This is a genomic window from Nocardiopsis deserti (genome assembly GCF_008638355.1).
In the GTDB taxonomy this organism is placed as follows: Bacteria; Actinomycetota; Actinomycetes; order Streptosporangiales; family Streptosporangiaceae; genus Nocardiopsis; species Nocardiopsis alborubida.
The window spans coordinates 383,810-407,595 of sequence record NZ_ML703349.1; the positions used below are offsets into that span (position 1 = coordinate 383,810).

Annotated in this window: 17 protein-coding genes; 14 read left to right on the forward strand and 3 right to left on the reverse strand. The window is 72.0% G+C overall.

The features are described from left to right. Nucleotides 1-2 precede the first annotated feature (2 nt). The 6 genes from FYW99_RS06780 to FYW99_RS06805 all read left to right on the forward strand — a co-directional run bounded on the left by FYW99_RS06780 (nt 3) and on the right by FYW99_RS06805 (nt 7,014). The gene (locus FYW99_RS06780) at nt 3-893 is read left to right on the forward strand and encodes an ABC transporter ATP-binding protein (RefSeq protein ID WP_223838810.1); all 891 of its coding nucleotides are present in this window, start codon (nt 3-5) and stop codon (nt 891-893) included. Continuing rightward, the gene (locus FYW99_RS06785; protein ID WP_150251088.1) at nt 890-1,609 is read left to right on the forward strand and encodes an ABC transporter ATP-binding protein; all 720 of its coding nucleotides are present in this window, start codon (nt 890-892) and stop codon (nt 1,607-1,609) included. The genes FYW99_RS06780 and FYW99_RS06785 overlap by 4 nt, the downstream gene beginning before the upstream one ends. A 12-nt stretch (nt 1,610-1,621) precedes the next feature. Beyond that, the gene (locus tag FYW99_RS06790; protein WP_017562488.1) at nt 1,622-2,473 is read left to right on the forward strand and encodes a branched-chain amino acid ABC transporter permease; all 852 of its coding nucleotides are present in this window, start codon (nt 1,622-1,624) and stop codon (nt 2,471-2,473) included. 2 nt (nt 2,474-2,475) lie between these two features. After that, a complete protein-coding gene (locus tag FYW99_RS06795) occupies nt 2,476-3,570 on the forward strand; it encodes a branched-chain amino acid ABC transporter permease (protein ID WP_150251089.1) in 1,095 nt (364 codons plus the stop codon). A 122-nt stretch (nt 3,571-3,692) separates the two neighbouring features. Then, nucleotides 3,693-5,018, forward strand: a complete 1,326-nt coding sequence (locus FYW99_RS06800; RefSeq protein WP_150251090.1) for an ABC transporter substrate-binding protein — start codon at nt 3,693-3,695, stop codon at nt 5,016-5,018. Nucleotides 5,019-5,721: 703 nt separating this feature from the next. Next, a complete protein-coding gene (locus FYW99_RS06805; RefSeq protein ID WP_150251217.1) occupies nt 5,722-7,014 on the forward strand; it encodes an HNH endonuclease signature motif containing protein in 1,293 nt (430 codons plus the stop codon). Nucleotides 7,015-7,737: 723 nt separating this feature from the next. Here FYW99_RS06805 and FYW99_RS06810 read toward each other — a convergent pair. Next, entirely contained in the window at nt 7,738-8,673 is a 936-nt protein-coding gene (locus FYW99_RS06810) for an alpha/beta hydrolase family protein (RefSeq protein ID WP_150251091.1), read from the reverse strand. Between the two features lie 477 nt (nt 8,674-9,150). On the opposite strand from FYW99_RS06810, the gene FYW99_RS06815 reads away from it, so the two are divergent. After that, nucleotides 9,151-9,564, forward strand: coding sequence for a ChaB family protein (locus FYW99_RS06815; RefSeq protein ID WP_150251092.1), 414 nt, complete (start codon nt 9,151-9,153; stop codon nt 9,562-9,564). Between the two features lie 307 nt (nt 9,565-9,871). Here FYW99_RS06815 and FYW99_RS06820 read toward each other — a convergent pair whose 3' ends face one another. Beyond that, entirely contained in the window at nt 9,872-10,726 is an 855-nt protein-coding gene (locus FYW99_RS06820; protein ID WP_150251093.1) for an SDR family oxidoreductase, read from the reverse strand. A gap of 284 nt (nt 10,727-11,010) precedes the next feature. On the opposite strand from FYW99_RS06820, the gene FYW99_RS06825 reads away from it, so the two are divergent. Both FYW99_RS06825 and FYW99_RS06830 read left to right on the forward strand, forming a co-directional pair. Next, nucleotides 11,011-13,119: a catalase gene (locus FYW99_RS06825; RefSeq protein ID WP_150251094.1), complete on the forward strand. Its 2,109-nt coding sequence runs from the start codon at nt 11,011-11,013 to the stop codon at nt 13,117-13,119. Nucleotides 13,120-13,184: 65 nt separating this feature from the next. Continuing rightward, a complete protein-coding gene (locus FYW99_RS06830; protein ID WP_150251095.1) occupies nt 13,185-14,150 on the forward strand; it encodes a TIGR03557 family F420-dependent LLM class oxidoreductase in 966 nt (321 codons plus the stop codon). A 165-nt stretch (nt 14,151-14,315) separates the two neighbouring features. Here FYW99_RS06830 and FYW99_RS06835 read toward each other — a convergent pair whose 3' ends face one another. After that, nucleotides 14,316-15,659, reverse strand: coding sequence for a cytochrome P450 family protein (locus tag FYW99_RS06835; RefSeq protein WP_150251096.1), 1,344 nt, complete (start codon nt 15,657-15,659; stop codon nt 14,316-14,318). A 389-nt stretch (nt 15,660-16,048) separates the two neighbouring features. Here FYW99_RS06835 and FYW99_RS06840 point away from each other — a divergent pair, with 389 nt between their 5' ends. From FYW99_RS06840 to FYW99_RS06860, 5 genes are read left to right on the forward strand one after another with little or no spacing between them, the layout of a single operon-like run. Next, nucleotides 16,049-17,296: an SWIM zinc finger family protein gene (locus tag FYW99_RS06840; protein ID WP_150251218.1), complete on the forward strand. Its 1,248-nt coding sequence runs from the start codon at nt 16,049-16,051 to the stop codon at nt 17,294-17,296. Further along, nucleotides 17,293-18,816: a DUF5691 domain-containing protein gene (locus tag FYW99_RS06845; protein WP_150251097.1), complete on the forward strand. Its 1,524-nt coding sequence runs from the start codon at nt 17,293-17,295 to the stop codon at nt 18,814-18,816. Before FYW99_RS06840 ends, FYW99_RS06845 begins: the two co-directional genes overlap by 4 nt. A gap of 41 nt (nt 18,817-18,857) precedes the next feature. Then, entirely contained in the window at nt 18,858-19,928 is a 1,071-nt protein-coding gene (locus FYW99_RS06850; RefSeq protein ID WP_394350335.1) for an ATP-binding protein, read from the forward strand. Next, nucleotides 19,928-22,459: a DUF5682 family protein gene (locus FYW99_RS31695; protein WP_190394573.1), complete on the forward strand. Its 2,532-nt coding sequence runs from the start codon at nt 19,928-19,930 to the stop codon at nt 22,457-22,459. The genes FYW99_RS06850 and FYW99_RS31695 overlap by 1 nt, the downstream gene beginning before the upstream one ends. Beyond that, complete coding sequence (locus tag FYW99_RS06860; RefSeq protein ID WP_150251099.1) at nt 22,456-23,628, forward strand: VWA domain-containing protein; 1,173 nt, start codon at nt 22,456-22,458, stop codon at nt 23,626-23,628. The genes FYW99_RS31695 and FYW99_RS06860 overlap by 4 nt, the downstream gene beginning before the upstream one ends. The last annotated feature ends 158 nt before the right edge of the window (nt 23,629-23,786 follow it).

A 23,786-nucleotide genomic window follows, 5' to 3' on the forward strand; every position in this document is an offset into this window, starting at 1 on the left:
CCATGACGACGACCGCAACGGAGCACCTCCTGAGCGCTGACGGGGTGACCGTGCGCTTCGGGGGCCTCACCGCGCTCGACGACGTCGGACTCCGGGTCGCGCCCGGATCCGTCGTCGGCCTCATCGGCCCCAACGGAGCGGGCAAGACCACCCTGTTCAACGTCCTGTCCGGCGTCCTGCGCCCCACCACGGGGACCATCACCTGGAAGGGCGCCCCTCCGCCCGGCCGCCGCCCCCACCACCTCGCCCGCGCGGGCATCGCCCGGACCTTCCAGGGCCTCAACCTCTTCCCGATGATGACGGTCCTGGACAACGTCGTCGCCGGGGCCGACCGCCTCGCCTCCGGAGGCCCGTTCTCACTGCTCACCGGGCTGGGGCGGCACCACCGCGACGAACGGGAGCTGCGCGGGCGCGCCCTGGCCGCCCTGGAGCGCTTCGGGGTGGCCGAGCACGCCCACCGGCTGCCCGCCACCCTGCCCTACGGCGTGCAGAAGCAGGTCGCCCTCGCCCGCGCCTGCGTCGGAGAACCCGAACTCCTCCTGCTCGACGAACCCGCCAGCGGACTGTCGGGGGCACAGATCGACGCCCTCGCCGACCAGATCCGCGGCTTCAGCCGGGACATGGCCGTCGTCCTCGTCGAACACCACATGGACCTGGTCATGCGGGTCTGCGACCACATCGTCGTGCTGAACTTCGGCCGGGTCATCTCCACCGGCACCCCCGCCGAGGTCCAGGCCGACCCCCTCGTCACCCAGGCCTACCTCGGCACCTCCGCGGACACCCCCGTCGAGGGCACGGATGCCGCTGTGCCCGCCCCCGCGGACACCCCCGACACGAACCGGGGCGGCGCACCCGCCGCCGGTCCCGGCGACGCGAACGGAGCCGCCCGATGACCGCCCCGCCCCTGCTGTCCGTCGAGGATCTCAGCGCCTCCTACGGAGCCGTCCGCGCCCTGGACCGCGTGTCCCTCACCGTCCCCGCCAAGGGCGTGTGCGCCGTCCTCGGCGCCAACGGCGCGGGCAAGACCACCCTGCTGCGCACCATCACCGGCCTCCACCCGGCCGCCTCAGGGCGCGTCCTGCTCGACGGCGAGGACATCACCCGCCTGCCCGCCGAGAAGGTCATCACCCGCGGCCTCGCCCACGTCCCCGAGGGCGGCGGCGTCATCGTCGAGCTCACCGTCGAGGAGAACCTGCGACTGGGCGGGCTGTGGCGGTCCGACCGCCGCCGCAATTCCGCCATGGACGAGGTCCTGGAGCTCTTCCCGCCCCTGGCCGAGCGGCGCGGCCGGTCCGCCAGCACCCTCTCCGGGGGCGAGCGCCAGATGCTCGCCATCGGCCGCGCCCTCATGGCCCGGCCCCGGGTGCTGCTGCTGGACGAGCCCTCGCTCGGCCTGGCGCCCCTGGTCACCAGGCAGATCTTCACCCTCCTGCGCGACCTGCGCGACCGCACCGGACTCACCGTCGTCCTGGTCGAGCAGAACGCGGCCGGGGCGCTGTCGGTCACCGAGACCGGGTTCGTCCTCAACCAGGGACGCGTCGCGGTCGGGGGCGCCTCCGCCGACCTGCTCTCCGACGACCGCACGCGCCACGCCTACCTGGGCTTTTAGAGGAGTCCCCGTATGACCCACTTCATCAACCTGACCCTCAACGGGCTGGCGTCCGGGGCGGCCTACGCGGCGCTGGCGCTGTCCCTGGTGATCATCTACCAGGCCACCCGCCTGGTGAACTTCGCCCAGCCCGCGCTCGCCCTGGTCGCGGTCTACACGGCCTACACCGTCACCCAGCTCACCGGCTCGTACTGGCTCGGCTTCGCCGCCGCGCTCACCGCGGGCCTGGCCGCGGGCGCACTGGTCGAGCGGTTCGTCATCCGGCCCATCGCCCGCGTCTCCCAGCTCAACGCCATCATCGTCACCCTCGGCCTCCTCCTGGTCGTCCAGGGGCTGGTCGGGATGGTCTGGGGCAACGAGCAGCACGGGTTCGGCTACGCGTTCAGCTACGTGGGCCGCTTCTCGCCCGCCAACGTGTTCGCCCTGGTGTCGGTCGGGGCCGTCGCGCTGCTGCTGTTCGCCCTGTACCGGTTCACCCCGCTGGGCCTGCGCATGCGCGCCGCCGCCTTCCACCCCGAGGCCGCCCGGCTCAGCGGCGTGCGGGTGGGCCTGATGCTCACCGCGGGATGGGCGATCGCCTCCTTCATCGGCGCCCTGGCGGGCATGCTCGCCGGGCCGCCGTTCATCTCCCCGAACGTGTTCGACGTCGTGTTCGTCTACGGCATCACCGCCGCCGTCATCGGCGGCCTGGACAACCCGTTCGGCGCCGTCCTCGGGGGGATGCTCATCGGCCTCGGTATGTCCTACGTGTCCGGCTACGCCGGGCCCGAGCTGGCCACCCTCGCCGCCCTCGTCATCGTCGTCGCGGTGCTGAGCGTGCGCCCCGACGGCATCCTGTCCCGCCCGGCCGCGCGAAAGGTGTAGCGATGCCCTCACCCACCCGGCAGCGCGCGGAGCGCGCCACCGACCCCGACTCCCCGAACCCGTCCGCCGCCTCCTCCGGCGGCCGGTGGCGCGGCCTGCCCGCGCCGCTGCGCCACCTGCTGCTGGCCGCCCTCGGCCTCGCCGCCGTCACCGTGCTGCTGCTGGCCACCGGCGACCTCACCGCGCTGCGCGTGGCCGCCGTCGGCTACACCATGCTGGCCGTCGCCGGACTGCAACTGCTCGTCGGCGGCAGCGGCCAGGTGTCCCTCGGCCACGGCGCGTTCATGATGATCGGCGCCTACACGATGGCGCTGCTCGTCCTGTACCAGCCCATGCTCCCCCTGGCGGCCAACCTGCTGCTCATCGTGGGGGTTTCCACCGTCGCCGGGATCGCGGTCGGCGCGGCCACGGCGCGCCTGCACGGCCCCTACCTGGCGGGGGCCACCCTCATCCTCGCCGTCGGCCTGCCCGGGCTGACGCACCGCTACCACGAGCTCCTCGGCGGCAGCAACGGCCTCAACATCCGCACGGCGGGCGCGCCGCCACTCCTCCAGGGCCTGGTCACCGACAGCGAGTGGAAGGCCCTGGTCGTGTGGACCGCCGTGGTGATCGGCCTGGCCGTGCTGGCCACCGTCTCCACCGGCCGCCTGGGCCGCCGCATGCGCGCCATCCGCGACGACGAGACCGCGGCCGCCATGGCCGGGATCCCGGTCGGCACGACGAAGGTGGTCGCTTTCGTCATCGCCTCGGCGGCGGGCGGCCTCGCGGGCGGTCTCCAGGCCTACGTGCTCGGCACCGCGACCCCCAGCACCTTCACTCTCGCGCTGTCGCTGACCCTGCTCGCGGCCCTCGTCCTGGGCGGCATCGGCAGCCTGTGGGGTGCGCTGTGGGCCGCGGTCGCCATCGTCTACCTGGAGGTCTGGGTCTCCGACCTGGCTGGATCCCTGAGCCTGAGCCGCGACGCGGAGAACAACCTCCCGATCGTGTTCTTCGGCGTGGTCCTCATCCTCGTCCTGCGCTTCTGGCCCCTGGGAATCCACGGCGCGCTCCAGCGCCTGCCCGCACGCCTCAGACCCGCCGGGTCCAGCCCCCGCTGAACGGTCCCGGACGCCTCCCATCCGTCCCCTCCACGGCCGCCTCCGGCGCAGTCCCGCCCACTTCGCCGTCATGGATCCCGGCCGATTCCCAACCCCCCAACCCCCCAACGAAGGAGAACACCATGCGAAACCGCAGCGGAACCCGGGCCGCCCTGGCGGCCTCCCTGGCCCTGACGATGCTGGCGACGGCCTGCACCGGCGCCGGTGAGGTCACCGAGGGCGCCGAGGCCGACCTGAACGTCTCCACCGGCGTCACCGACGACGCCGTCATCATCGGCTCCCACCAGCCCCTGACCGGCCCCGCGGCCCCCGGCTACCTCGCGGTCTCCCAGGGCGCCCGCGCCGTGTTCGAGTACGTCAACGCCCAGGGCGGCGTGAACGGGCGCGAGATCGACTACCGGGTCGAGGACGACGCCTACGACCCCGCGCAGACGATCGACGTGACCCGGCAGCTGGTCATCGAGGACGAGATCTTCGCGATGGTGGGCGGTCTGGGCACGCCCACGCACAGCGGCGTCCTCGACTACCTCAACGAGGAGGGCGTGCCCGACGTCTTCCCCTCCTCGGGCGCCCTGGCGTGGAACAACCCCGAGGAGCACCCGCTGACCTACGGCTGGCAGACCGACTACACGAAGGAGGCGAAGATCCAGGGCGAGTACATCGCGGAGAACTTCCCCGACCAGAACGTCGGCTACCTGTTCCAGAACGACGACGTCGGCGAGGACTCCCAGGCCGGACTCGACCAGTACCTCGGCGACGAGGTCGTGGCCCGGGAGCACTACGAGTCCGAGGTGCCCGACCTCAGCGCGCAGATCGCCGAGCTGGAGCGGACGGGGGCCGAGGTGGTGGTGTGCTCCTGCATCCCGACGTTCGTCGCGCTCGGCATGCTGGAGGCGGCCAGCATCGGCTACGAGCCCCAGTGGATGGTCTCCAGCATCGGCGGTGACACCACGACCCTCCAGGGACTGCTGGCGGAGTTCACGCAGGACACCGACGCGGCGGACGTCCCCGCCGACGCCTTCCTCGAAGGCATGCTCATCACGAGCTACATGCCGCGCGTGGAGGACGAGGACGACGAGTGGGCCCAGTTCTTCATCGAGGTGTACGAGGAGTACGGCGAGGGCGGCACGCTCACCAACACGCACGTCTTCGGCATGACCCAGGCCGTCATGTTCGCCCAGGTGCTCAGGTCGGCGGGCGAGGACCTCACCCGCCAGTCGCTCGTCGACGCCCTGGAGGCCCAGGAGTGGCAGGGGCCCAGCCCCGTCCCCTTCGCCTCCAGCGACGGTGACCACGGCGGCCACCAGGGCGTGTACGTCGTCCAGTACGAGTCGGGCGGCAGCATCGAGATGGTCCAGGAAACGCGTGTGACCGACCGCGAGGGCGGCCCCATCGAGGAGGTCGACTTCACGGCCCTCGGCCCGGACGAGCTGGCCTTCCACGACTGAGCTCGGTGACCGGTGGTTTCCCCAAGGCGGTGGTTTCCACAGGACGCCATCTTTCCCGCGGGCCGCCATGTCTTCCACGTTTTCCACAGGTGGTGGTTGGGGCTGGTCGTGGGTGGCGTGGTGATGGTTTCCTGGAAATAGGGGGGATCCCACCCCTGTCCGCTGCGGCATGCCCTCGAACAACCGAGAAGCATCTGACATCCCAACGGAAATAACAAATTAAGGGGTAGGGAGGGGCCGTCCTCAGGGCTCCTCCCTACGCCATTCCTGCCAGGGGTTGTTGGCGGCAACGAAAGCGCACCTGCTGCCGCGAAGTGGAACAGATTTCGAAAAGCGGTAGACGTTTGGTGGAGAGCGGGGGTCCCCGACGAACAGCGGCACCAACGGCGGGAGCCACTGACGGAGGGCGACCAACGCCCAGGGCGTGGAGGTGGTGGGGCTCTGCTGCGTCGGCACCAACGACAGGCGAACCCTCCGGCCTTGGGTAGCGCCCCGGGCTCCTGTGATCGAGGTGGGCGACGGTGGCACCAGCGGCGAGCGATCGTTTCGGCCGCGCATTTTTGGGTGCTTTTTGGTCCTCCCTAATTGTGGATTTCCAATCAGGGGTAGGTCTCCGAGAAGAAAGCCAGAAAGGCAGGAAATCTAGGGCTGTGAATACTGGAGCAATGGCGGATTCTGGCTTATAATAAGAGGTATGGAGATGATGCTTGCAGCGCCCGACGTGGCCCCCGGGGAATGCTCCCCGGTCGTGGCCGCGCTGGCCGGTGCGCGCGAGATCATCGACCAGGCATGGAGCGGGGAAGTGCCGCCCGGAGCGGACGAGAGCGCGGCTGAGGAAGTCGCCGCCCTGTGGGCGCAGCTGGACCAGCTCCGCTACCAGGCCCTGGTGCGGATGGCGGGTTTGTACGCGCGGGGTGAGGTGGGCCGCTACAGCGGTTACTCCACGTTGGACAAGTGGCTGGTTCACCACGGCAAGATGCCTACCGGTCAGGCCAAGGATCTGGCCCGTTTGGCCCAGCACGTGCATGAGGAGACGCTGCCCGCCACCACTCAAGCGGTGGCTGAGGGCAGGGTGGTGTTGGGTGAGGCGGTGGCGATCGCCAAGGCCACCGACACAGCCGCCCAGACCCGCGACGCCCAGCATTTCCCCGATGAGCAGGAGTACCGGCAGGGGTTTGAGTCAGCTCTGGTGGCCGCGAAGGTCGAGCGGCCTGCGTTGTCGGTCAACCAGATCCAGGCGGTGGCCCGTCAGGTCGCCTACCGTATGGACCCGCACCGCCTGGACCGTGACCACGAGGCCGCTCACGCTGGGCGTGGCCTGAGCGTGCATGACACGTTTCAGGGCAGCTACCAGTTGCAGGCCTGGGGCGGGGTCGGGGACGCGTTGGTCGTGCGCGCGGCCATCGACACCTTCACCACCCCGCCTTCGGATGAGGACACCCGGTCTCGGTCCCAGCGTGAGCATGACGCGCTCATCGCGGCGTTGCGTTTTGCCACCACCCACACCGGATGCACCCAGGCTCCGGCTCCGTTGGCGCAGATCCGCATCCTGGTGCCGGTGCAGACTTACCTGGATGCCGAAGGCCAGGAGGTTCCTGCTCTGGACGAGCGCGGCCGGGTGGTTCCGGTCGGCTTGGTGCATGAGTTGGCGGGGGAGGCCGAGGTGGTGCGGATGCTCACCGCACCCCCCACCGGACAGGTGCTGGATGTGGGCCACAGCCGACGGTTGGCCTCAGCCCGACAGCGCACCGCGGCCTTCCACGGGCATGCCACGTGTGCGCACCCGGGCGGATGCGAGGTGCCGGTCTCGTTCTGCCAGGCCGACCACGTCACTTCGTTCTCCCGGGGCGGGCGCACGGTGGTGGCGAACCTGCAACCGTTGTGCGGGCCGCACAACCGGGCCAAGTACCAACGTGAACTGCGCACACACCAACACCGAGGACGAGGACGGGGCCATCCGTCCGGCGGGGACCCGGACCCGCCACCCCGGGCATGACCCCCGGCCGTGCCGAGCCCTGGCATGCCCGCGCCCGACACGCAGCCCGGGCCCAACGCCCACCGTCGTCGCTGCTACCGTCGCCCACCCCCACCACCGGGGGTCGGTAGCGCTGCCCGAGGCCGGAGGGTCCGCTCGCCTTTGGTGCCGACGCAGCAGAGGCCCACCGCCCCCGAACGCCCACCGTTGGTCGCCCTCCCACACCACCACGCGGCAGCTGGCGCCGTCACCTCCGGTCACCACCCACAGCCAGGGCGTTGAACGGCGTCCCCAGATACCCGCTGCCTTTGGTGCCAACGCAGCAGAGCTCCACCCCTCGCCTTCGGTAGGCGTTACTCGCGACCCGATTCCCATCGCGGCAGCTGCCGACGCAGCAAAGCTTCACCGTCTCCGAACCCCGGGCGTTGACCGCCCTCCGGTAACCGCTCCCGCCTTTGGTGCCGACGCCGTCACCGTCACCGTCACCGTCGCCACCCGTGGTTTGGGCGTTGACTTGTGCCCGCGGACGGTGTCCTCGTGATCCCCGTGATCCCCGTGATCCCCGTGGTCGTCCGGCCGGACAACCACCGGTGCCCGGACACACGGGGGCGGCGGCCCGGGGGAAGTGCTCCCCGGACCGCCGTAGTGTCGCTGCGCCGGACGCAGTGTCGCTGTTCCGGATGCTGTGTCGCTGTCCCGGACGCCGTGGGGCCGACGGAGCGGCCCCGCGGCACCGGTGCGGGATCAGGTGATGTGCGGGCAGGAGTCCCGGTAGTCCGAGAAGTCGGAGAAGAACCCGGTGTCGGGCGGCGGGCACAGGAACTGCTCGTAGCGCTCGTCCTCGTCGACGAAGCGCTTGAGCCAGGAGATGCTGTACCTGGCGATGACCGTGTTGGAGAGGTTGGGTGCGAAGTGGCTCGCCCCCTCCAGCTCCAGGTAGGCGCGCTCCAGGTCGCCGTCCAGGCTCTCGTAGAACGGGATGGAGTGCGAGTTCACCGACGCGACGCTGTCGTTCTCCGCGCCGATGATCATCGTGGGCACCTCGACGTCGTCCCAGTTCTTCTGGAGGTGCCAGGGGGTCAGCGGGATCGCCGCGCGCAGCTCCGGCCGGTCCTCGGCGGCCGCGAGCGTGCCGCCGCCGCCCATCGAGTGACCCATCACCGCCAGGCGGTCGCCGTCCACCCGGTTGGCCACGTCACTGTCGTCGACCAGGTAGTCCAGGGCGGCCTCGATCTGCCTGCCCCGGCTGTCGGGCTGGTCGTAGCGGGTGTTGGTGTCGATCGTGAACACCACGAAGCCCTGCGAGGCGAACCGGTGTCCCATCCACGCCATCGAGGACTGGCTCGCCGTGTAGCCGGGTGCGATGACCACGCCGCCGAACGTTCCCTCGCTGGTGTCGGTGGGGTAGTAGATCGTGCCGCCGCCGAAGCCGCTCACCAGGGAGGACACGCTCTCCTCGTCGGTGTCGAAGTAGCCCTCCGCGGCGGTGACACTCGACTCGGTCGGCGCGGGGCCGCGCTCGTACGGGTTGGCGGCCTGGGCCGGGGCGACGACGACGCCGGTCAGCCCGGCGGTGAGCGCCAGGGTCATACCCGCGCGGGCGGCGAACCGGACCACCCGGGAGCGGGGGCCGCTGCGTGCGCCGTCGGTCTCTTCGGGGGAAAGGGGGTGTGTTCGCACGGTTTTTCCTTTTTCTCGTACAGCGGGAATCCGCTCACCTCGCGGTGTTCGCGGACCAAGGGTTTCCCGTGGGGGGAAAGCCGACGTTACCGCACGGTAGCGACAGGGGCACGTACGGTGGTCGGCGGTGGCCGCCCCGCCTCTCGGTGGCGGAGGAGGGGGCCGGGGGTCGGCTCCCTTCGGCCGTGGGTTCACTATGGTGTCGTTTCGGTAAACGTGCATCCGTTGAATCACCAGTAGTGACGAATCCCAGCTCGCGAGGGGTAAGGGGGCGTGTGGTTCCCTGGTGGCACGGGTGTACCCGCGGTGTTGTGGGGTCCTGCGGTGCCCTGGTGCCCCGGGGTTCCGGGGTTCCGGCACCTTGGCATCCCGCACCGCGGCGCCCGTTGCCTCGCCGCGCTGGTGGGCCCCGGTGTTTCGGTGGTTCCTCGCCGGGCAGGCGGAACCGTGTAGGCGCACGACGAGGGAGTGAGGACCATGCCCGGTGCAAGCGAACTTCCGTCGACCCTCCAGCGGTCTCCGGAGAAGGCCCAGCGCACCTGGATCAAGGCGCACGACTCCGCTGTGGAGGAGTACGGGGAGGGCGAGCGCGCGCACCGCGTCGCCTTCGCGGCGGTCAAGCACGAGTTCGAGAAGCAGGGCGACCGCTGGGTGCCCAAGCAGCGCTCGGGCCCCTCGGACGAACAGGCGTCCAACCCCAAGGCCGCGCGCGGCCGGGGCAAGGACAAGAAGACCGCCGGGGGAGTGGACGCCAACGCCAGCAAGGAGCACCTCTACGAGCAGGCGAAGAAGCTCGGCGTCGAGGGGCGCTCGAACATGAACAAGGACCAGCTGGTGGAGGCGCTGCGCAAGGAGAACAACCGGCGCACCGCCAGGGCGCGCTCGTCCTGACACCACGCCAGCCGGACACGCCGTCGGCGTACCTCAGGCAGCCCCTCCCGAGCTCCGTCCGGGAGGGGCTTTTCCCTGTGCGGGATGTGCGCAGGTGTACGGGGGCGCGGGGGAAGGTGCGCGGGCCTGTCCCCCGGGCCTCCCGCGTGCGGGGGATGCGGGTGCTTCCGCCTCCCCGGGCCGCCGGTGTGGGAAGGACGCGCGGGCACGCCTCCGCTGCCGTGCGGGGGAAGGACGCGCGGGCACGCCTCCGCTGCCGTACGCGGGAGGGAGCGGGGGCGCGCGGTCCCCGTTCCCTCCCCCCGGCTCAGCTCGCCTGGATCTCCCCGCCGGTCGGGGCCAGGGTCTCGCCGGTGTAGTACGACGACAGTCGACCGCTGGCGAAGAAGACGTAGGAGGGCGCGATCTCGTCCGGATCCGCCGCACGGCCCATGGGCGACTGCTGGCCGAAGCCCTCCGCGCCCTTCTCCCCGAGCGTGGAGGGGATGAGCGGCGTCCACACCGGTCCGGGCGCCACGCAGTTGACCCGGATGCCCCGGTCCATGAGCGTCTGCGCCAGCGAGTTCGACAGGTTCATCACCGCGGCCTTGCTCGACGCGTAGTCGATCAGCGACTTGTTGCCGCGCAGACCGTTGACGGAACCGGTGATGATGATCGAACCGCCCTCGGGGATGTGCTCCAGTGCCTCGCGGACGGTCCAGAACACCCCCATCACGTTGACGTCGAACGTACGGCGCAGCTGCTCGGTGCTCAGGTCGGTGAAGTCGTCCACCGGCGCCTGGGTCGCGGCGTGCTCGACCAGGATGTCGATCCCGCCCAGCTCCTCGACCGCGCGGTTCACCAGGTGGGTGCAGAAGGACTCGTCGGCCAGGTCGCCGCGTACGCCCACCGCCTTGCGCCCCTGCTGCTGGACCAGCCCCACCGTGTGCTGGGCGTCGGCGTCCTCGCTGAGGTAGCCGAAGACGACGTCCGCCCCCTCCTTGGCGAAGGCCACGGCGACGGCGCGGCCGATCCCGGAGTCGGCCCCGGTGATCAGCGCCCGCTTCCCCTTCAGCAGGCCGCGACCCTCGTAGTCGCGCATCTCGTCCCTGGGCTGCGGGTCCATCGGCTCGGTCCGGCCGGGGTAGGGCTGGCTCTGCGCCGGAGGCGAAGTCTCGGACATGGTCGTCTCCCCCTGTCGTTTCGGTCTCGCGGGCGCCCCGGACCCTGTCCGGGGCGCCCCGCGCTGTACGCCCGGGCGTGCCCGGGCGGTCTTCCGCGTGCCCGCCCCTACCCCGTTCGCCCCCGCTGACTCGGCCCCGGCGCGGGCCGACCCCGCCCGGGCGGCGCAGCGGTGAACGCCGTTCCAAAAGGCGGTCAACGAGGTTTGCCCCGAACCGGCGTCGGTCAGGTGGAACCGGGGGGAGACCCCGGCACGTGGTACCCGCAGATCGACGGAGGCCTGCTGTGAGCACTGAGGGACGTGGTGGAAGCGACGGGCGCGATGGCAAGGACCGCCAGCTCGACGGGGTCAGGACCGACTCGGAGCAGCCCCTGACCACCGAGACCGGTGTCCGGGTGGGCGACACCGACAACTCGCTCCGGGCCGGGGCGCGCGGCCCCACACTGCTGGAGGACTTCCACGCCCGGGAGAAGATCACCCACTTCGACCACGAGCGGATCCCCGAACGTGTGGTGCACGCGCGCGGCGCGGGCGCCTACGGCCACTTCCGCCCCTACGAGGGGCTCTCCGAACTGACCGCGGCCCACTTCCTGAGCGGCCCCGACGTCACCACGCCGGTCTTCGTCCGCTTCTCCACGGTCGCCGGGTCGCGCGGGTCCGCCGACACGGTGCGCGACGTGCGCGGGTTCGCGGTGAAATTCTACACCGAGGAGGGCAACTACGACCTCGTCGGCAACAACATGCCGGTCTTCTTCATCCAGGACGGCGTCAAGTTCCCCGACTTCGTCCACGCGGTCAAGCCCGAGCCCCACAACGAGATCCCCCAGGCGCAGTCCGCGCACGACACCCTCTGGGACTTCGTGGGCCTCCAGCCCGAGACCACGCACATGATGATGTGGCTGATGTCGGACCGGGCGATCCCGCGCAGCTACCGGACGATGCAGGGCTTCGGCGTCCACACCTTCCGGTTCGTCAACGCCCGGGGCCGGGGGACCTTCGTCAAGTTCCACTGGAAGCCCCTGCTCGGCACGCACTCGCTGGTCTGGGACGAGGCGCAGCGCGTCCAGGGCAAGGACCCCGACTTCAACCGGCGCGACCTGTGGGAGGCCATCGAGCGCGGCCAGTACCCCGAGTGGGAGCTGGGCGTGCAGCTGGTGTCGGAGGAGGACGAGCACGCCTTCGACTTCGACCTGCTGGACGCCACCAAGATCATCCCCGAGGAGCAGGTTCCGGTCCGACCGATCGGAAGGCTGACCCTGAACCGGAACCCCGACAACTTCTTCGCGGAGACGGAACAGGTCGCCTTCCACACCGCCAACGTGGTCCCGGGCATCGACTTCACCAACGATCCGCTGCTCCAGGCACGCAACTTCTCCTACCTGGACACACAGCTGCTGCGCCTCGGCGGCTCCAACTTCCAGCAGATCCCGGTCAACCGGCCGCTGGCACCGGTGAGCAACAACCAGCGGGACGGCTTCGCCCAGCACCGCGTGCACCGGGGCGGGACCTCCTACCACCCCAACAGCCTGGGCGGCGGCTGCCCGGCCATGGCGCACGGGGAGGGCGTCTACCGCCACTACACGGAGAAGGTCGAGGGCGACAAGATCCGGGTCCGCAGCGAGAGCTTCGCCGACCACTACTCGCAGGCCACCCTCTTCTACAACAGCCTCGCCGACTGGGAGCGCGAGCACCTGGTGGAAGCCTTCCGCTTCGAGCTGGGCAAGTGCGAGGAACTGGAGGTGCGCCAGCGGGTGGTGACCAACCTCAACCACGTGGACCACGGGCTGTCCGTCCAGGTCGCGGAGGGGATCGGCGTCGAGCCGCCGGAGCGGGAGGCCACGCCGAACCACGGCCTCTCCTCGCCCGCCCTGAGCCAGCTCACCACCGAGTTCGGTTCCGTCGTCGGCCGCAAGGTGGCCGTCCTGGTCGCGGACGGGGTGGACGAGGCCGCCGTCGACGCGTTCCGGGAGCCCCTGATCGGGGCCGGGGCCGTGGTCGAGCTCCTCGCGGCCACCGACGGCGCGGTCCGCACCTCGCGGGGCGGCGTCGTCAACGTCGACCGCGCCTACTCGACCGTCTCCTCGGTGCTCTACGACGCGGTCGTGGTGACCGGCGGCCCCGACGCCGCCCGGACGCTGGCGGGCGACGGGCTCGCGCGGCACTTCGTCCTGGAGGCGTACAAGCACCACAAGCCGGTGGCCGCGGTCGGCGCGGGGACGGAGCTGCTCGCCCCGCCGCTGCCGGAGGAGGTGACCGGGCCCGTGGACGCGCTGCGGGTGGAGCTGGGCGTGGTCGCCTCGCCGGACGCGGGGGAGGAGGGCGTCGCCGCGTTCACGAGGCTGCTGGGGGAACACCGGTTCTGGGACCGGCCGACGGCGTCGGTGCCCGCCTGACGGTGCCGCACGGGCGGGAAGCGACTGACACGGAGCGAAGACGGAGTGAAGGGAGAACAGGCGCGATGAAGGTGGGCTACAAGCTCTTCGCCGAGGGGTTCGGGCCCCGCGAGATCGTGGAACAGGCGGTCCGCGCCGAACAGGCCGGGTTCGACTTCGTGGAGATCAGCGACCACTTCCACCCGTGGCTGTACAGCCACGGCCATTCCGGGTTCGTGTGGTCGATGCTCGCCGCCATCGCCGAACGCACCGACAGCGTCGAGCTGGCCACCGGCGTCACCTGCCCGATCCTGCGCGTGCACCCGGCGATCGTCGCGCAGGCGGCGGCCACCACGGCCCTCCTGTCCGAGGGGCGGTTCACGCTCGGGCTGGGGTCGGGGGAGCGCCTCAACGAGCACGTGGTGGGCCAGGGGTGGCCCAACGCGACCCGGCGCCACGAGATGCTGCGCGAGGCGATCCAGATCATCCGCCTGCTGTGGTCGGGCGGCTACCACTCCTACGACGGCAGGTACCTGACCCTGGAGGACGCCCGGGTCTTCGACCTGCCGGAGGAGGCGCCGCCGATCGTCGTGGCCGCGGGCGGCGAGGAGGCCGCCCTGCTGGCTGCCGAGATGGGCGACGGCATGTTCTGCACCGAGCCGAGCAAGGCGCTCAACCGGGTCTACGGGGACAACGGCGGCTCCGGCCCCCGCTACGCCGAGGTGCCGCTGGCGTGGGCGACCAACGAGGGCGACGCGCTGGAGTCGGCGCGCGAGCTGTTCCGCTTCGCCCTCACGGGGTGGAAGGTGCAGGCCGAACTGCCCAACCCGGTGAACTTCGAGGCGGCCACCGCGCTGATCGGCAGGGACGCGATGCGCGACGTCTTCGCGTACGGGCCGGACCCGGACCGGCACCTGGAGGTGGTGCGGGAGTTCGCCTCGGCGGGGTTCGACCACCTGTGCCTGATCAACGCCGGGCCCGATCCGGAGGGGTTCTTCGGCTTCTTCGAGCGGGAGCTGGCCGGGCCGATCCGCGCGATGGGGACCGGCTAGCGCCTGGCCACGAAGGTTCGCCGTGATCTTGTACTTATAGCGCGTCCCGACCGTCCAACCTCGCTATAAGTACAAGATCATCGCAGGTCGGAGCCCGCGGGTCCGCTCCCCGCCGCGGTGCTCCCGCCCGCGCCGCCGATCCTGGGAGTTGACGCTGCGACAGGGTCAACTCAGCCCGCGCCACCAGGCCAGCAGGCGGCTGAGGAGGTCGTCCTCGTGGCCCTCGTCGTCGTAGTCCCGGTCTCCCGCCCGTGTCCCGGACTCCGGTTGCCCGTCCCCTCCGGACCCGCTCCTCCCGGCGCCCTCCCGGGGGCCGACGGCGACGGGTTCGCCCGGGGTGAAGGCCACCGGGAGTTCGCGGAGCCCGCGCAGGAACGGCGACGGGACCCAGCGCAGGTCCTCCGGTTCCACGGCGAGCCGGAGTCCGCCCAGGCGCTCCTGGAGCGTGGTGACCGCGATCGTGGCGGTCATCCGGGCCAGTTCGCGGGCCGGACAGGCGTGCGGGCCGGCGCCGAACATCAGGTGGGCCCGGCTGCCCCCCGCCTGCTCGCACCGGACGGCCGGATCGCGGTGGGCGGCGTCGAAGCCGATCAGCAGGGCGTCGCCCGCGCGGATGTCGGCGCTGCCGATGCGCATGTCCTGGAGGGCGATCCTGGCGGGCAGGACCTGGAAGGGCGTGTCGGTCCACATCACGTGGTCGAGTAGTTCGTGGACGGTCATCTGCGCGTCCGTGTAGGCGGTGCGGACCACCTCGTCGGTGAACAGGGTGCGCATTGTGTTGCCGATGAGGTGTGTGGTGGTCTGGTGGCTCGAATTGTTGATGAGCGCGGCCTGGTGCGCGACCTCGTGGTCGCTCAGTCCCGCGGGGTGCTCCAGCATCCACGACACCAGGTCCTGGCCGGGGGACCGGCGCTTGCGGGCCACCAGCTCGGAGAAGTACTGGTGGATGCGGCCGACGGCGTCCTCGGCGCGTTCGGCGTTCTCACTGAAGACGATGGCCGTGAGGTCGCCGAGCATGTACCCGTAGCTGTCGGAGAGCCCGTACAGGCTGTTGACCACGAGCACGGGCAGGGGGCTGGCGTACTCCGCGATGAGGTCGGCCCTGCCGTCGGCGACGAAGGAGTCGACGAGCTCGTCGGCGATCCGCCGGATCGTGCGGGCGGTGGCGTTCATGTCCACCCGGGCCAGGCTGTCCGCGATGGCCGAGCGCAGCCGGGTGTGCTCGGTCCCGTCGGCGTACAGGGCGTTGGGACGCCAGGACAGCGCGGGCCGGGCACAGGCGAGGTCGACGCGCCCCTCGGCGACCTCGCGCCAGCGGCGGGTGTCGCGCGAGAAGAGGTGCTGGTTCTGTAACACGGCGAGGTTCTCGTGGTAGCCCAGCAACAGCCAGGCCCGGACGCCGTTCTCCAGTTCGACCGGGGCCACGGGTCCGTGGCGTTCGCGCAGCGCGGCCCAGAGGGCGTCGCGTCCGGTGTCGGGTGTGGTGCCGTACAGCCGGGTGGTCGTCATCGAACCGATGCCCTCTCTCTTGGGGGAGATGGTGTGCCGGTGCGGTGACGGAGGGGAGAAGCGGGATCACTCATTGTAGGAGGGGCGGAGTTCTTTTTTCAACACGGCGCAGAAAAGGCGCTCATGCATTAGTGACAAATGGTATTAAATGAGCTTTTTCTGAGGTGCACGCATGCCGGATCCCGGGGCTCAGCGCCGCGGGGGAGCCGCTCCGCGGCCGGAGTCTGCCACGGGGATGCGACAGTTTCGCGAGCGTTCGCAAGGAGGTTCGAAAAGGCCGCTTTTTGTCATAGGGAGTCCGTAGTGTTCTCTGTGTGAGCGATCGATGGAGTACCGACGACGTATGGGCTCTGGCTCCGGACGCCTCCTCCCGTAAGGCCGCCCTCAAGGTGGCCAAGGAGTCGTCCTGGCCCGAGCGCGGAGCGGTCGCCGCCCCCTCCGGCGGCACCTCCGCCGTCTGGGGCGAGTGCAAGGGCAGCGGTTCCAAGCCCTACCTGGCCGCCGTCCACCTGGACGGCGCGGGTGGGACCGCCTACAAGTGCAGCTGCCCCAGCCGCAAGATTCCCTGCAAGCACGTCCTGGGCCTGCTGGCCCTGTGGGCCCAGGACAGCGTGGCCGACCGGGAGGAGCGGCCCGAGTGGGTGGCCAAGTGGCTCTCCGGACGGGCCGCCCGCCAGGCGAAGGCGGACGGTCCGGCGGCGCCCGCCGACCCCAAGAGGGCGGCCGCGACCCTGCGTAAGAGGGAGGAGGCGGTCGGGGCCGGGGTCGACGAACTCGGCCTCTGGCTGCGCGACCAGGTCGACGCCGGGCTGGCGGAGGTGCCCAAGCACGGCTACGACCACTGGGACCGCATGGCCAAGCGCCTGGTGGACGCCAAGGCGGGCGGCGCGGCCTCCCTCGTCTCCCGGCTGCCCTCCGCGGCGCGCGGGGACAGCTGGCCTGAACGCATGCTCGAAAGGCTCAGCCTCCTCCACCTGCTGGTCAACGGCTACCGCGCGGGCGACGCCCTCGACGAGCGCGTCCGCGGTGCCGTCCGCTCCCGGGTGGGCATCACCGTCAAGGCCGAGGAGGTCATCGCCAGCGGCGAGCGCGTCCGCGACACCTGGCGGGTCCTGGGCTGGCGCGACGCCCCCACCCTGGAAGCCGACATGCGCGTGCGCCGCCTGTGGCTGCGCGGCACCGCGACCGGGCGCGTGGCCCTGTACCTGGCCTTCGCCCGATCCGGCCAGGCGCCCACCACCCCCTTCCGGGCCGGCACCGACGTGGAGGCCGAGTTCGCCTTCTACCCCGACGGCAACCGCGTCGCCCCCGTCGGCGACGGAGTCACCAGTGACGCGGCCCCACCCGAGGGCGGCACGGTCACACAGGCCCTCGACTCCTTCGCCGCCTCCCTCGCCGAGGACCCCTGGCGCGACACCTGGCCGGTCGTGCTCGACCGCGCCGCCCCCGCCCGCGACGGCCGGTGGTACCTCACCGACGACGAGGGACACGCACTGCCCCTGGCCTCCCCCGAGCCCTGGCGCCTCCTCGCGGTCACCGGCGGCCACCCCTCCACCGTCGCCGCCGAGTGGACGCCCGGGACGGGACTCACCCCCATCACCGTGTGGGACCGGAACGGAAAGGCGGTCTCCCTGTGACCCCCGACCCCCTGGCCGCCGTGGACTCCTGGGACCGCCTGGTCTCCACAGCCCTGGTCGGCACCTCCAAGCGCTCCGTCCCCGACACCCCCGACCTGCCCCCCATCCCCGAGGACGAGGACTCCGTCGCCCTCCTGGACCGGGCGGCCCTGATCGCCGTCCGCCGCGCCGCCGGGTACACCCCCGCCACCGGGATCGCGCCGGTCGAGCCCGGAGCCGAGGACGAGCGCCCCGAGCCCGGACAGGCCGCCACCACCCGGCTGGACGGCCTCCTCACGACACGGGCCGAACTCCTCCCGGAGTGGCTGGAGCTGGTGGCCGCCTCGGGACGGCGCGTCGCGCACTCCAGCGTTCCCGCCCTCCTCGAGCAGGGCGCGCGCGACAGCCAGCTGCGCCCTGCGCTCGCCGCCGCGGTCGGCACCCGCGGGCACTGGCTGGCCGGGCTCAACCCCGCCTGGTCCTACATGCTGGCCGAGTCGGTCCCCACCGACCGGTTCAGCGAGCGCGACTGGGGCTGCGGCACCCCGGGCGAGCGCCGCCGCGCGCTCGCCGCGCTGCGCGCCACCGACCCCGACCGCGCCCGCGAACTGCTCGGCGCGGTCTGGGCGGGCCTGGCCAAGGCCGACCTGCGCCGCCGCCTGCTGGAGACCTTCGCCACCGGGCTCGGCCCGGCGGACGCGGAGTTCCTCGACCGGGCGCTGGACGACCGCAGCGCCAACGTGCGCGGACTCGCGCTGTCCCTGCTCACCCGGCTGCCCGACAGCGTGCACGCCGAGCTGCTGCGCGGCCGCGTCCGCGCGCACGCCTCGCTAGACGCGGAGGGGGCTCTGCGGATGGACCCGGCCTGCGCCGACGACTCCGCCATCCGCCGTGCCCTCGCCCTGGCCGCGTCCGACGGCCGGGGCGAGGGCACGAACCAGCGGCAGGAGAGAATGTGGGCGCTGGTCACCCACACACCGCTGGATGTGTGGCCCGGACTCGTGGGCACCGATCCCGCCGGGGTCTTCGCGGCGGTGGTGAAGAGGCCCGGAGGGTACGGCAGGAACAACTGGCTGTTCGGAGCCCTCGTCAACGCCGTGGTGGTTCAGCGGGACGCGGAATGGGCCGGGGCCGTCCTCGGAACGGTCGGGGCCCAGACCATGCGCCATCCGAACACCGGCCAGCTGTTCCAGCTGACGAGTCTGCTGGGGCTGCTGCCGCCGCGGGAACGCTGCGAGCTCGTGTGCGGCCTCCTCGACGACTCCGCCCCCCTGATCCGCTGGGGGGAGCTGCTGCACGCCACGCACGGACCCTGGACCCCGGAGCTGAGCACGCGGGTGATCGGACGCCTGCTCACCAGGGCCCCCAAACACGACCACCACGGATACCGGGAGCTGTGTGAGGCCGCGGCCGCGCACATGGCCCCGGGGTACGTCGCCGACCTGCCCGGCGAACCCCCGATCGACACCTCCGCCGACGCCTACCTCCGGCTCCGGGACACCCTCCGGTTCCGACTCGACATGCACAGGGAGCTCAGTTGACCACCTCCACCCCCTCCATCCGCACCGACGCCGCCCAGGCCATGCGCCCGCACGCGGAGCAGACCTACTCCGCCGAGCTGGAGGCGCTGGCCAAGGTCGACGACCGGCAGCGGCCTCCGGGCTGGAAGCTCTCCCCGTGGGCGGTCACCCAGTACCTGCTGGGCACCACCCTCGACGACGGCACCGAGATCAGCGCCAAGTACATCGGCGCCCGCCGCGTCGTCGAGGTCGCCGTGGCCACCCTGGCCACCGACCGCGCCCTGCTGCTCATCGGCGTCCCCGGCACCGCCAAGACCTGGCTGTCCGAACACCTGGCCGCCGCTGTCTCCGGTGACTCCACGCTGCTCGTCCAGGGCACCGCCGGAACCTCCGAGGAGGCCGTGCGCTACGGCTGGAACTACGCCCGGCTGCTCGCCGAGGGCCCCTCCGAGGCGGCCCTCGTGCCCAGCCCCGTCATGACCGCCATGTCGCGCGGCTCCATCGGCCGCATCGAGGAGCTCACCCGCATGCCCTCCGACGTGCAGGACGGTCTCATCACCGTGCTGTCGGAGAAGGCCCTGCCGGTGGCCGAGCTGGGCATCGAGGTGCAGGCCCAGCGCGGCTTCAACATCATCGCCACCGCCAACGACCGTGACCGCGGCGTCAACGACCTGTCCAGCGCGCTGCGCCGCCGGTTCAACACCGTGGTGCTGCCCGTCCCCGACAGCGCCGAGGACGAGGTCCGCATCGTCACCCAGCGGGTGGAGCAGCTCGGCCGCGCCCTGGACCTGCCCGAGGTGCCCACCAGCCTCACCGAGATCCGGCGGGTGGTCACCGTCTTCCGCGAGCTGCGCTCGGGGGTGACCGAGGACAACGGCACCAAGGTCAAGTCGCCCAGCGGCACGCTGAGCACCGCCGAGGCGATCTCGGTGATCACCAACGGCATCGCGCTGGCCGCGCACTTCGGCGACGGGCAGCTGCGCCCGGCCGACGTGGCCGCGGGCATCCAGGGCGCCGTCGTCCAGGACCGGGTGTCCGACGGCGTGGTGTGGCGCGAGTACCTGGAGACCGTCGCGCGCGGGCGCGACGGCTGGGGCGAGTTCTACCGCGCCTGCCGCGAGGTGGGCGCCTGATGGGTCGGCCCCGACTGGACACGAGCGGGCTGCACGTCCTCGGCGTGCGGCACCACGGCCCGGGGTCGGCCCGGGCCGTCCGGGCGGCGCTGGAGGAGATCAAGCCCGACGCCGTGCTGATCGAGGGACCGCCGGAGGCGGACGCCCTCACCTCGCTGGTGGGTGAGCTGGAGCCTCCGGTGGCGCTGCTGGCCTACCTCGCCGACACCCCGAAGGGGGCCGAGCCCAGGGCTGGCGAGGGCTGGGCGTTCTGGCCCTTCGCCAGCTTCTCCCCGGAGTGGGAGGCGCTGCGCTACGCGGTGGAGAACGGCGTGCGGGTCCGCTTCTGCGACCTGCCCGCCGCGCACACCCTGGCCGAGCGCGTCGCCGAGGCCGAGGAGCGGCGCCGGGCCGAGGAGGAGGGTGCCCGAGCCGAGGGCGGCTCCGAGGATCCGGGGGCTGAGGAGGCTCCTGGAGACAGCGGAGTTTCCGGGACCGGTGGGAACGCCGGGACCGGAAGCGGCGACGAGAACCCCGGGGCCGCTGGGAACACCACGGCTCCCGGGGACACCGAGGCGGCCGGAGCCGGCGCGGCTGTTGCGGCACAAGAGACCGACGAGACCGACGGAACCGAGGCATCGGAGACCGCTGACGGGACGGACGGCGGCGAGGTCGGTGAGCCGGAGCGGATCCGGCTGGACCCCCTCGGAGTGCTCGCCGAGGCCGCGGGCTACGACGACGCCGAGCGCTGGTGGGACGACGTCGTCGAGCAGCGCAGGGACGGGGAGCCCTCCCCGTTCCCGGCGATCGCCGACGCCATGGCCGCCGTCCGCGCCGAGTCCGGCCCCGAGACGGAGCGCGACGCGCGCCGGGAGGCGTACATGCGCCAGACCCTGCGCGCCACCCTCAAGGAGGGCCACGAGCGGATCGCCGTGGTCTGCGGCGCCTGGCACGCACCCGCCCTGCGCGACCTGGCCGACCACCCGGTCAAGGACGACACCGCGCTGCTCAAGGGCCTGCCCAAGGTCAAGGTCACCGCCACCTGGGTGCCCTGGACCCACGGGCGCCTGGCCGCCTCCAGCGGTTACGGCGCCGGGGTCGCCGCCCCCGGCTGGTACCACCACCTGTTCACCGCGCCCGACCTGCCGGTGCACCGGTGGCTGACCGACGCCGCCCGCATGCTCCGGGAGGAGGGGCTGGCGGTGTCCTCGTCCCACGTCATCGAGGGCGTGCGGCTGGCCGAGAGCCTGGCCGTGCTGCGCGGGCGACCGCTCGCCGGACTCGACGAGGTGGCCGAGGCGCTCACCGCCGTCCTGTGCGAGGGCGAGCCCACCCGGGCCGCCCTCGTCCACCGCCGGATGGCCGTCGGCGAGCGGATGGGCGCGGTGCCCCCGTCCACGCCCATGGTCCCGCTCCAGCGCGACCTCATCGCGTTCCGCAAACGCCTGCGGCTCAAGGCCGAGCCCTTCGACAGCGACCTCGACCTGGACCTGCGCAAGGACAGCCAGCGCGAACGCAGCGTGCTGCTGCACCGGCTGCGGCTGCTCGGCGTCGAGTGGGGCGTTCCCCGCATCCCCGACGGCGGGCAGAAGGGCACCTTCCGGGAGTCGTGGCGGCTGCGCTGGGACCCCGACATGGACGTGGCGCTGATCGAGGCCAGCCGGTGGGGCACCACCGTCGCCTCCGCGGCCACGGCCCGGGTGGCCGACCTCGCCGAGGACGCGGCCCTGCCCGCGCTGACCTCCCTCACCGAGCAGTGCCTGTTCGCGGACCTGGGCGAGGCCCTGCCCCGCGTGCTGTCCCTGCTCACCGACCGCGCGGCCACCGACAGCGACGTCACCCACCTGATGGAGGCGCTGCCGCCGCTGGCCCGCTCCGCCCGCTACGGGGACGTGCGCGGCACCGACAGCGCCTACCTGAGCACGGTCGCCGAGCAGATCCTGCGGCGCGTGTGCGTCGGACTGGCACCGGCCGTGCACGGACTGGACGACAACGCGGCGGCGCAGTTCGTCCGGCGCATCGACGCCACCCAGGGCGCCGCCACCCTTCTCGGCGGGGAGGGCGCCCAGGCCTGGACGGCGGCCCTGGCCGCCCTGGCCGTGCGCGACACCCTGCCCGGCCGCATCGCCGGTCGGGTCAACCGGATCCTGTCCGACTCCGGACTCGTGGACGCCGACGAGCTGCGCCGCCGCCTCGGCCTGGCGATGTCCCCGGGAGCCGAACCCGCCTCGGCCGCCGCCTGGCTGGAGGGGTTCCTCCAGGGCAGCGGGCTGATCCTGGTGCACGACGACCGGCTGCTCGGACTGATCGACGCCTGGCTGCTCTCCCTGCCCGAGGAGCGCTTCACCGCGGTGCTGCCGCTGCTGCGGCGCACCTTCGGGGCCTTCGACGGCCCCGAGCGCCAGGAGATCGGTGCGGCCGCCCTGCGGCTCGGGACGGCGCCCGTCGCCGACCGGACCGCCCCGGCCCGCGTGGACGTGGACACCGGACGCGCGGCCCCGGCCCTGGCCACCGCGCTGGCCATCCTCACCGACGGAAAGGTGCGCAGATGAACGCCGTGGACGAGCGGGAGCGCCGCTGGAGGCTCGTGCTGGGCAGGGAGGCGCAGTGCTCCGGCGGGGTCGGCGCCTCCGGCCTCAGCGCCGCCGACCAGGGGATGGACGGGGCCCTGGAGGCGCTCTACGACAGCGTCGGCCCTGGCAGGACCAGCGCCCAGCGCTCCGCCGGGCTCGGCGGCTCGGCGCCCCGCGTGGCACGCTGGCTGGGCGACATCCGCGAGTACTTCCCCTCCACCGTGGTGCAGGTGATGCAGAAGGACGCCATGGACCGGCTGGGGCTGCACCAGCTCCTCCTGGAGCCGGAGATGATGGAGGCCGTCGAACCGGACGTGCACCTGGTGGGGACCCTGCTGTCCCTCAACCGGGTGATGCCCGACCAGGCCCGCGAGTCCGCCCGCGCGGTGGTGCGCCGCGTGGTGGACGACCTGGAGCGCCGGGTGGCGCAGAAGACGCGTTCCCTGGTGCAGGGGGCGATCGACCGGTCGTCCCGCACGCACCGGCCGCGCCGGGCGGCCGACATCGACTGGAACGCGACCATCCGCCGCAACCTGGCCCACTACCTTCCCGAGTACGACACGATCGTGCCGCAGACGTTGGTGGGGTACGGTCGCCGCAGCCGGGGCGTGCAGAAGGACGTGGTGCTGGCGATCGACCAGAGCGGATCGATGGCCTCCTCGGTGGTCTACGCGAGCGTGTTCGGCGCGGTGCTGGCCTCGATGAAGACCCTGCGCACGTCGCTGGTCGTGTTCGACACCGCGGTGGTGGACCTGACCGAGCAGCTGACCGACCCGGTCGAGGTGCTGTTCGGCACGCAGTTGGGCGGCGGTACGCACATCAACAAGGCCATCGCCTACTGCCAGGGGCTCATCACCAAGCCGAACGACTCGGTCTTCGTGCTGATCAGCGACCTGTACGAGGGCGGTGTCCGAGCGGAGATGCTGAGGAGGGTGGCCGCGATGCAGGCGGCCGGGGTCCAGGTGGTGGTGCTGCTGGCGCTGTCGGACGAGGGCGCGCCGTTCTACGATCGACAGAACGCGTCCGCGCTCGCCGAGATGGGGGTGCCCGCGTTCGCCTGTACCCCCGACGCGTTCCCCGAGCTGATGGCGGCGGCCATCCAGGGGCAACCCCTCACGTCCTGGGTCGAGAAGCACCAGGACGCCTGATCCGGGCGGGCGGGGCCGTGGCGGTCCCCGCCCGCCCCCTTCGTCGGGACGCGCCCCACGGATGATCTTGCTCCCAGAGGCACAGTGAGCCGCCCACAGTGACGCCAGGAGCAAGATCATTGAGGAAGGGAATCCCGCACGCCACACCAGCAGCTGCG